An 8940-nucleotide genomic window follows, 5' to 3' on the forward strand; every position below is an offset into this window, starting at 1 on the left:
GACCAGGCAGTCGCCGTGCGTTTTCTAGAAAGGTTGAATGCTGTGCGAATAAAGCTGCTGCGAAGAGAGCTGGATTATGGGTTACTAATTGTGCCTGCGCTTCTGTTCTATCTCTTGTTTTCGGTTTATCCATTTCTATCGATGTTTTATTATAGCGTGACGGATTACTCGGTTTCCAAAATGACCAATTTGAGCTTTGTTGGCTTGAAAAATTACGGAAGTATTTTTCATAATGATCTCCTTCTTGCAGGCTTCAAAAATTCCATCATCTACGCGGTTTTGATGACGGTGTTTCAGACGGCATTTGGCCTTGTGCTGGCCGTATTTCTGGATCGCAAGCTGCTGACACGCAATGCACTGCGTTCCGTTTTCTTTTTGCCTGCCGTATTTAGTCCGCTTATTATTGGATTCCTTTGGAATTATCTGATGTCAACGTCGGATTTCGGCTTGATTAATCAGGGCTTGCAGCTGCTTGGCTTGGCCAAGATCAACTTCCTGGGCGATGCCGACCTGGCTTTGTATTCCGTCGTGTTTACACAGCTCTGGCAGTGGACCGGTTGGGCGATGGTCATTTTCTTGGCTAACTTGCAAAGTATTCCCAAAGATTTGTACGAAGCAGCGGATATCGACGGAGCCTCCAAATGGCGACAATTCTGGAAAGTAACACTGCCCTTGATGCAGCCATCGGTCAATGTTGTTGCCGTCACGGCGATGATCGGCGGTTTGAAAGTATTTGATATTATTCTGGCTCTGACGGACGGAGGTCCGGGCAATGCCACGCAAACGATCATGACAGCGTATATTAAGACTTCCTTCAATGAAGGCTTTTATAGCAAAGGCGCTGCTTCAGGTGTTGTGTTTTTCGTAGTCGTGATGGTGATTACGGTTGTCATGATGCGCGTGCTGGGGAAATGGGGGGAACGCATCAAATGAAAATGAGACTTTCCACCCAAGACAAGGTGATGAATGGGTCCCTGGAAGTTCTGCTAATTGCGGTTGCCGCGCTGTTTTTCATACCGGTTTATTATCTGATTGTAACGACGTTCAAATCACCGGATGAAGCGACTTTAAACCCGCTTGCTTTGCCCAGCCATTTCAGCATAGACAACTATGTCGTAGCTTGGAATGCGATGAAATTTCCACGTGTTTTTCTCAATACGTTGATTGTGACGGGCACATCTGTCTTGGGAATCATTGTATTTTCCTCGATGGCGGCGTATGGATTAGCGAGACGAACGCATGCGTTGAATACATTTATTTTTTACTTGTTTCTGGCGGGTATGATGGTGCCGTTTCAAATGGGGCTTATCAGCCTGTATAAGCTCATTAACGGACTAGGCTTAATGGACCATCTGCTTGCCGTCATTGTTGTGAACATTGGGAATGGCTGTGTAATTGCAATTTTCCTGTTTCACAGCTTCATCAGCACATCTGTGCCGCTGGAATTAGAGGAGGCCGCCTTCATGGATGGCTGCTCGGTTCAAGGAACATTTTGGCGGATTGCTTTCCCGCTGCTGAAACCCGTTATTGCGACCGTTGCGATTGTGACGACTTTAAATGTGTGGAACGATTTCATGAATCCGTTATTGTTTCTGCAGTCGCGTGAAAATAACGTCATTTTACTGGAAGTATTTCGGAATATTGGACAGTTCTCGGTGGATTGGACGAGTTTATTTCCCATGCTGCTCTTAGGTGTGGCTCCGCTGTTGGTATTCTATCTTCTGATGCAAAAGTACATGATCAAAGGTGTGGCAGCCGGGGCTCTTAAAGGATAGGGGGTCGATGGTCCCAAGGGGATTGTTAGTCGGAAGGTTCAATTGGCGAGATCGTAGGCATGATTGTTCAAACATATGTGGCAAATGACAGTTTTCAATCGTGAGATTGTGAACTGTTTGCTGTTTGTCCGCCTTCGCGCAAACATCTATGTACGCGGTCATTGTCGCTTGATAAAATGGGAAGCAGGGGGGATTCACATGTATCGTATTTTAATTGCAGAAGATGACAAAATTGAACGAGACGGCATCAAATTTCTTTTGAACAAATACGCCTTTCCCCTAGAGATACAGGAGGCCAAGCATGGCAGAGCCGCAATGGACATTCTTCAGGAATACGATGCGGATGTGCTGCTCACGGATATTAAGATGCCCTTCATGGACGGCCTGCAATTGACCAGGGAAGCGAGAGCGTTGAAGCCGCAGCTCAAAATCCTCATTCTCAGCGGCCATGGGGAATTCGATTATGCGAGAACCGCGATCTCCTTGCAAGTATCGCATTATTTGCTCAAACCTATTGAGCCGGAAGAGTTTAAGTCGGTGCTGGAGATGGTGATTCAGCAGCTTGATGATGAGCGTTCGGCCAAGCTCCAGCAGCAGGAGTGGCGCAAGGTATATGAAGCCGGTTCCCTGTATCGGCAAGAACAGCGCCTGCGGGAGCTGACTCTAACGGATGAGCCAGATACGGATTCACGCAAAAGGGCGATTGAAGATGTTCTGCGAATCATCGAAAAGGAGTATGAACAGGATCTCAGTCTTGAATATTTATCCAAGCGTGTTCACTTGTCTGCGAGTTATCTCAGCCACATTTTCAAGAAAGCGACAGGTGTCAGCGTTGTTAAATATATGAATCAATACCGCATGGAGAGGGCCAAGTATTATCTGGATCAAAGCAACTACAAGATTAACGATGTTTACAAAATGGTCGGATTTTCCGATATGTCTTATTTTGGTCTGACATTCAAGCAGTATTTTGGCCAGACGCCAACCCAATATCGAGACAAGGTGCGCACACCGTGAAGCGGCTTATTGCTTATTTTCGCAACAGTACGGTCAGGAAAAAACTAATTATTACGTATCTGGTCGTGACCATCGTGCCTATATTGGCATTAGGGATTTACGCGTATCAGTCGTCCAAAGAATACTTGAAAAAGCAGCTAATGATCGGCATGACCCATACCGTTAGCCAAACTGCGCTCAATGTGGATCAAAAAATGGAGAAGGCCGGGGACTTCATTTCATTCATGGTGTTTAATCCGATTGTCAAAAAAGTGGCAGGATCCGAGCTGCCGGATTTCCTCAGCTATACCAAAGAGCTCAATGACAACATCGAGCCGACGATTTGGTATTACATCAACATCAATCGGGAGCTCAAGGATGTTCTGTTTTACTCGGATTACACGGGAAAACAGATTGGTAACTTCATCTATCCCAGTGACAACGTCCGTCATGCGAGTTGGTACGAAGAATCGCGCAAAGCGAATAAAACGCAGTGGTTCTATGAACCGGAACAGCAATTGCTGTTTGCGACGCATAACATTCAAAAAAGCGATAACATCACATTTGCCGGCGTGCTCTATGTGAAAATCGACTACGATAAGATGTTCGAGAAGCTGGATCAAGTCTATGAGGGCGATTACGGCATTCTGATTACGGACAGCAAAGGGCAGACGGTCTACGCTGGCGAACGAGCTTCGACGTTAAGTAATCTAGAGATTCAGACGATTACAGGCAAAGCGGAAGGGCAGTTTCGCATGCAGGGCCAAGAGTATATGATGACGCGAAGTTCACTGCCCAGCTCAGGGTGGACGTTCACCTACTTTATGCCGACTGCCAGCATGATTGTGGACACGAAGGATATTCTGAAAGCTACGGCATCGGTTGTGCTGTTGTGCATGGTGGTTCTGCTCTTCATGATCTGGCTGTTCTCGCGAACATTGGTGAGGCCGATCCATGCTTTGAAGAAGAAGATCAGCATTGTAGAAAATGGTGATTTCGATGTTCCGATTGTCTCGACAGCGAAGGATGAAATCGGCGAATTGACGCAGAGTTTCGCCGCTATGGTCAAAAAGGTCCAGGATTCCATTCAGGACGCCGTCCAGGCCCGCATGCTGGAAAAAGAAGCCGAGCTATCGGCGCTGCAGGCGCAGATCTCGCCGCATTTTTTGTACAATACGCTGTCCATCATGAACTGGAAAGCTATTCAAATTGATGCTATGGACATCAGCAAGGTGGCGAATTCGCTGTCTAAGTTTTATCGAACCAGCTTAAACAAGGGGCAGCAGCTTACTCATATTCAGGATGAGATCACTAATATTCGCGCCTACTTGGACATTCAACTGATTATGCATGACCATGAATTTGATGTTGTTTATGACATTGAGGCCGGTGTATATGAGTTTGATACGGTTAATTTTATTTTGCAGCCGATCGTAGAGAATGCTGTTATTCACGGACTTGATGAGAAGGAAGATGGCCGTGGAGTGCTCCATATTGAGGTGCGAGAAGAAGCGGACTCGATTCATTTCATCGTAGCGGATAACGGCAAGGGCATGGAGGCTGCGAGGCAGGTTGATCTCCTTGCCTCAGACAATGGCGGGTACGGCCTGCGTAATGTGCAGGAGCGCATTCAGCTTCATTATGGCAGCGAATTTGGGATTCGCATCGAAAGTGAAGCGGGTGTTGGAACCAAGGTGCATGTGGTCATACCCAAGGTGTGAAAAAAACCAGCTAAACCCAATAGGGTCGCTGGTTTTTCTTTCTAGTATAGCCTACTTCTGAACGCCGTAGATTTTGTAAAGCTCATCCACCATCAGGTTCGCTGCGCGCACGCCGCCTGCCGTATTGAAGATAGCATCGCTAACTTGAACCGCTTTGCCTTTCTTCACAACAGGAAGGTTCTGCCAGAGCGGATCTTTCATGAATTCTTCCGCTTGTTTGTTGCCTTTGCCGTCTCCGGTTTCATACGTGAAGTAAAGCATCATGTCAGCATCCACTTCCGGAATGCGTTCTTTGGTAATTTCTTCTACGAACGTATCTTTGTAGTTGGTTGCTGGACGAGCAATGCCGATTTGTTTGAAAATAATGCCTGTGAACGTATCAGAAAGGTAAATACGTGTTCTGCCGCCCATGAAACGAACAACCGATACTTTCTCTTGCAGCTTAGGACCAGCTTTTTGTTTGAAATCCTCAATCTTTTTATCGAAATCAGCAATGACTTTCACGCCTTCTGTTTTCTTGTTCAAGGCATCGGCGTACAGTGAGAAGTTGGCTTTCCACTCGCCTCTAAGCGTTTCGGAGAAAACGGTTGGCGCGATGGCTTTCAACTGATCATAAATTTTCTCTTGACGCAGTTTGTTACCGATAATCAAGTCTGGCTTAAGACCGGCAATCAACTCGACGTTAGGCTGTGATTCTTCGCCCAGCACGGTGACGCCTTCCATATCTGCTTTAATATGTTCATACCAAGGGTTTCCTGTGAAAGACTTGACCGCGCCAACAGGCTTAATGCCCAGCGCAAGCAAAGCTTCTGTTCCTTCATTTGTTAGGACAACCACTCGTTTGGGAGTTCCTTTAATTTGTGTTTCACCCAAAACGTGTTTAATTGTGCGTGTTTCTTCTGCGGCTGGTGTTGCCGTTTTGCTGTCTTTGCTTTCTTCTGCCGCTTTTTGGCCGCATCCTGCAAGAAGTAGAGAAACAGCGAGTGCTGCGGTAATCAATGTTGTAAAACGAGTCTTTCTTCTGTTGGTGAACATGATGTAAGTAATCCCCCTAAACCGATTTCGTTGATAATGATTATCATTAACATACTAATAGGTAAACGAGCATCTGTCAAGTTCATTGAAAATGATTTTCAACCTCATTGACATCATTCTGGTGGTCTCCTACAATAATAAAATCAACTTATTCAGAATTACTATACATCGTGGGCGGAGTAGATTGGAATGAATACTGGCATTATTACCAAACATTACAAATGGCTGGGACTAACCGTGCTTTTTATACTTGTCATCATCGCGATGGCTTGCAGTGTTAGGTTTGGCGTTACGAAAATACCATTGCGAAGCATTGTAGACGCTTATACTGCTTTTAATGGATCGAATGAGCATCTGATTATCAAAAGTGCCCGCGTACCTCGCGCGCTGATTGCTGCTACAGTTGGTGCAGCTCTTGCCGTAGCAGGGGCCTATATGCAGGCTGTTACGCGGAATCCGCTAGCTTCTCCGAGTATTTTCGGGGTGAATGCCGGGGCCGCTTTTTTCATCGTTTGCGCCATTTCCTGGTTCGGGGATGTTTCACTGATCGCCTTGACGTGGATTGCTTTTCTTGGAGCAGCGGTAAGCGCGGGGGCTGTATACGGGATTGGATCATTGGGGAAAGACGGGATGACGCCAATCAAAATTACGCTGGCTGGTTCAGCCATGACGGCCTTTTTCGCTTCCTTAACACAGGGAATTCAATTGACGAACGGGAAAGTGTTCGAACAAACACTATTCTGGTTAGTCGGATCTGTGGCAGGGCGCGAGTTGAGCATGCTGAATGCGGTGTATCCTTATATGCTTGTGGCGCTTCTGCTATCGGTTATCATGTCGCGGCATATCAATGTGCTGAGTATGGGCGAAGATGTGGCAACCGGTTTGGGGCAAAATACAGCTTATATCAAGGCCATTGCAGCCTTCATTATTGTCATTCTAGCCGGAGGCTCCGTTGCTGTTGCAGGGCCGATCGCTTTTGTTGGCATCATTATTCCGCATATTTCAAGATATTTGGTCGGCATGGACTATCGCTGGATTATTCCTTATAGTGCCGTGCTGGGGGCCTTGCTGCTGCTTACTGCGGATATCGGCGCGCGCTTCATTGTTATGCCTAAGGAAGTTCCGGTTGGCGTGATGACAGCGATTATTGGCGTGCCTTTCTTCGTGTATATCGCGCGCAAAGGAGGCGAAACCAAATGAGTAAATTTTTCACGGTTCGCAGTCTCAAGGTTTCCTATTTAATCAGCAAAAAAGTGGTTTGGACAACACTGCTGTTGACTACTCTCATGCTTGCTGTCGTTGTGGTCAGCCTAAGCAGCGGAAGTCTCAAAATTCCGCCATTGGACGTTCTGAAAGCACTTCTGCATATTGGCAACGATAGTGCTTACAATGTTGTTATTTATAAATTACGACTGCCGCGCATTGTCATCGCGATTCTCGTAGGCTCGTCGCTAGCTGTTTCCGGGGCTATTCTGCAAGGGATGATTCGCAACCCGCTAGCATCGCCGGATATTGTTGGTATTACAGGCGGGGCAACGCTTGGGGCAGTAACTTTCTTTTACTTTTTCGCAGGGGCAGTCAGCATTCATCTGCTGCCGATAGGGGCGATTCTGGGGGCGTTTGTTTCCACGCTGCTCATCTATGCCATGGCATGGAAAAAAGGCGTAGCACCGCTTCGCCTCGTTCTGATCGGGATCGGCATGACCGCTGCGTTCACGGCTGTTACGTATATGCTCCTCATCTCAGCACCTTATATTCTGGCGCAGAAATCGCTGACATTCATGTCAGGCAGCATCTACGGCACCTCCTGGGCCAAAGACGTGCTGCCGCTTCTACCTTGGACACTAATCCTTATGCCTCTTGCCTTCTTGTATACGAGGCATGTCAATGTTCAGGAGCTTGGAGACGATATGGCGGCAGGAGTTGGCAGTCATGTGCAGAAGCACCGTTTGATCTTGCTGCTCATCGCTGTTGCGCTGGCTGGAGCAGCGGTATCGATTGGCGGGGCAATTACTTTTATCGGACTCATGGCTCCTCACATTGCCCGCAAGCTGGTAGGTCCGGCGTTCGGCGGCGTATTGCCGGTTTCGGCTTTATTAGGCGCATTAATTCTTCTGCTCGCGGATTGGATTGGCCGTACAGCCTTTACACCGCTCGATATTCCGGCTGGCGTATTCACAGCTGCCGTCGGCGCTCCCTTTTTCGTATATCTGATTTATCGCCATCGTCATCACTAAACTGAACATAAAGGAGGAAGGTACCATGACGGCCATGGAAGCCATAAATCTTCGTCTCTCCTATGGAGATACCTTAATATTTAACGACCTTAATCTAACCATTCCCAAAGGCAAAGTGACCGTCTTCGTAGGCAGCAACGGCTGCGGCAAGTCCACCTTGCTGCGCTCGCTGGCGCGCCTGTTGAAGCCCAAAGAGGGGTCCATATTGCTGGATAGCCACGAAATTGCCAAGCTGTCCACCAAAGAAATCGCCAAACGCTTGGCGATCCTTCCGCAAGGTCCCGTAGCGCCTGAAGGATTAACCGTGCTGCAGTTGGTTAAACAGGGCAGATATCCGTATCAATCCTGGCTCCAGCAGTGGTCGCAGGAAGACGAGCGGATGGTCCGCATGGCGCTGGAATCAACAGGAATTGCCGATCTATCGGAGAGAACGGTGGATTCCTTGTCTGGCGGGCAACGGCAAAGAGCCTGGATCGCCATGACCTTGGCGCAGGGCACAGACACCATTCTGTTGGACGAGCCGACCACCTACTTGGATTTAACTCACCAAGTGGATGTCCTTGACCTGTTGTTCGAGTTGAACCAGAACGAGAACCGCACCATCGTGATGGTGCTGCACGATATCAACCTGGCCTGTCGCTACGCCCACCATATGGTCGCCATCAAAGAGCAGAAAGTCTGGGCAACCGGCCATCCCGAAGACATCGTGAACGAGCACATGATTGCATCCGTGTTCAACATGGAAAGCGTTGTCTCCAAAGACCCCTTGTTCGGGACACCGATGGTGATCCCTCATGGCAAGGGTCGGATGTTGAAATAGTTAAAAGCTGAAGGAGCTGGGGCTTCTTCAGCTTTTTTTTTGATATATAAGAACTTATATGTTTTGGGGTGAACGCGGAGTTATTCCAACTGCCTCGCGGGGACGTAAGGGAACTACGGTGCGCTATTCTAGCCAAAAGTGTCATTATCGGGAGGTTGAGGGAACTACAGTCCGCTATTTTGCTGTTCTTTGGGAAATTCAGCTCTTTTGTTGGAAATAAGATCCTGTAGGAGACCGTCGATTAACTCCTTAAATTTACCAAACATACTCGGGAGGGGTAGGTTTCGTCTATTCCTCTCCCCCCCCAATGAAACCCCCGAATTTACTTTAAAATGACTATTTATCTCCTGTTTTCT

At 47.6% G+C, this 8940-nt stretch carries 9 protein-coding genes; 7 read left to right on the top strand and 2 right to left on the bottom strand.

The features are described 5' to 3' along the window. The first annotated feature begins 42 nt into the window (after nt 1-42). The 4 genes from IEY34_RS27360 (at nt 43) to IEY34_RS27375 (ending at nt 4492) form a co-directional block, all read left to right on the top strand. Nucleotides 43-933 (top strand): carbohydrate ABC transporter permease, encoded by an 891-nt coding sequence (locus IEY34_RS27360; protein WP_229757868.1) that lies wholly within the window; start codon nt 43-45, stop codon nt 931-933. Further along, complete coding sequence (locus tag IEY34_RS27365; protein ID WP_229757869.1) at nt 930-1775, top strand: carbohydrate ABC transporter permease; 846 nt, start codon at nt 930-932, stop codon at nt 1773-1775. Before IEY34_RS27360 ends, IEY34_RS27365 begins: the two co-directional genes overlap by 4 nt. Nucleotides 1776-1973: 198 nt before the next feature. Further along, nucleotides 1974-2792: a response regulator transcription factor gene (locus IEY34_RS27370; RefSeq protein ID WP_189017935.1), complete on the top strand. Its 819-nt coding sequence runs from the start codon at nt 1974-1976 to the stop codon at nt 2790-2792. Further along, on the top strand, nt 2789-4492 hold the full coding sequence (locus IEY34_RS27375) for a sensor histidine kinase (protein ID WP_189017938.1): 1704 nt from the start codon (nt 2789-2791) through the stop codon (nt 4490-4492). Before IEY34_RS27370 ends, IEY34_RS27375 begins: the two co-directional genes overlap by 4 nt. Before the next feature lie 51 nt (nt 4493-4543). On the opposite strand, the gene IEY34_RS27380 is transcribed toward IEY34_RS27375, so the two are convergent. Beyond that, the gene (locus tag IEY34_RS27380) at nt 4544-5527 is read right to left on the bottom strand and encodes an ABC transporter substrate-binding protein (RefSeq protein WP_189017941.1); all 984 of its coding nucleotides are present in this window, start codon (nt 5525-5527) and stop codon (nt 4544-4546) included. A gap of 189 nt (nt 5528-5716) precedes the next feature. Between IEY34_RS27380 and IEY34_RS27385 the strand changes: the two genes are divergently transcribed. Genes IEY34_RS27385 through IEY34_RS27395 form a run of 3 tightly spaced genes read left to right on the top strand, consistent with a single transcriptional unit; the run spans nt 5717 to nt 8584 of the window. Continuing rightward, complete coding sequence (locus IEY34_RS27385; protein ID WP_189017944.1) at nt 5717-6727, top strand: FecCD family ABC transporter permease; 1011 nt, start codon at nt 5717-5719, stop codon at nt 6725-6727. After that, on the top strand, nt 6724-7764 hold the full coding sequence (locus tag IEY34_RS27390; RefSeq protein ID WP_189017946.1) for a FecCD family ABC transporter permease: 1041 nt from the start codon (nt 6724-6726) through the stop codon (nt 7762-7764). The genes IEY34_RS27385 and IEY34_RS27390 overlap by 4 nt, the downstream gene beginning before the upstream one ends. A gap of 25 nt (nt 7765-7789) precedes the next feature. Then, nucleotides 7790-8584 (top strand): ABC transporter ATP-binding protein, encoded by a 795-nt coding sequence (locus IEY34_RS27395; protein WP_189017948.1) that lies wholly within the window; start codon nt 7790-7792, stop codon nt 8582-8584. 164 nt (nt 8585-8748) lie between these two features. Here IEY34_RS27395 and IEY34_RS36975 read toward each other — a convergent pair. Next, nucleotides 8749-8940, bottom strand: a 192-nt coding sequence (locus IEY34_RS36975; RefSeq protein ID WP_229757870.1) for a hypothetical protein, incomplete at its 5' end; no start/stop codon positions are given.

Origin of the sequence: Paenibacillus marchantiophytorum, from assembly GCF_014640555.1 — a bacterium.
Classification (GTDB): domain Bacteria; phylum Bacillota; class Bacilli; order Paenibacillales; family NBRC-103111; genus Paenibacillus_E; species Paenibacillus_E marchantiophytorum.

What these genes read in the sequence shown, in the direction of transcription:
- IEY34_RS27370 (WP_189017935.1), top strand. Translation starts at nt 1,974, where the DNA reads ATGTATCGTATTTTAATTGCAGAAGATGACAAAATTGAACGAGACGGC.
- IEY34_RS27365 (WP_229757869.1), top strand. Translation starts at nt 930, where the DNA reads ATGAAAATGAGACTTTCCACCCAAGACAAGGTGATGAATGGGTCCCTG.
- IEY34_RS27395 (WP_189017948.1), top strand. Translation starts at nt 7,790, where the DNA reads ATGACGGCCATGGAAGCCATAAATCTTCGTCTCTCCTATGGAGATACC.
- IEY34_RS27385 (WP_189017944.1), top strand. Translation starts at nt 5,717, where the DNA reads ATGAATACTGGCATTATTACCAAACATTACAAATGGCTGGGACTAACC.
- IEY34_RS27390 (WP_189017946.1), top strand. Translation starts at nt 6,724, where the DNA reads ATGAGTAAATTTTTCACGGTTCGCAGTCTCAAGGTTTCCTATTTAATC.
- IEY34_RS27380 (WP_189017941.1), bottom strand. Translation starts at nt 5,527, where the DNA reads ATGTTCACCAACAGAAGAAAGACTCGTTTTACAACATTGATTACCGCA.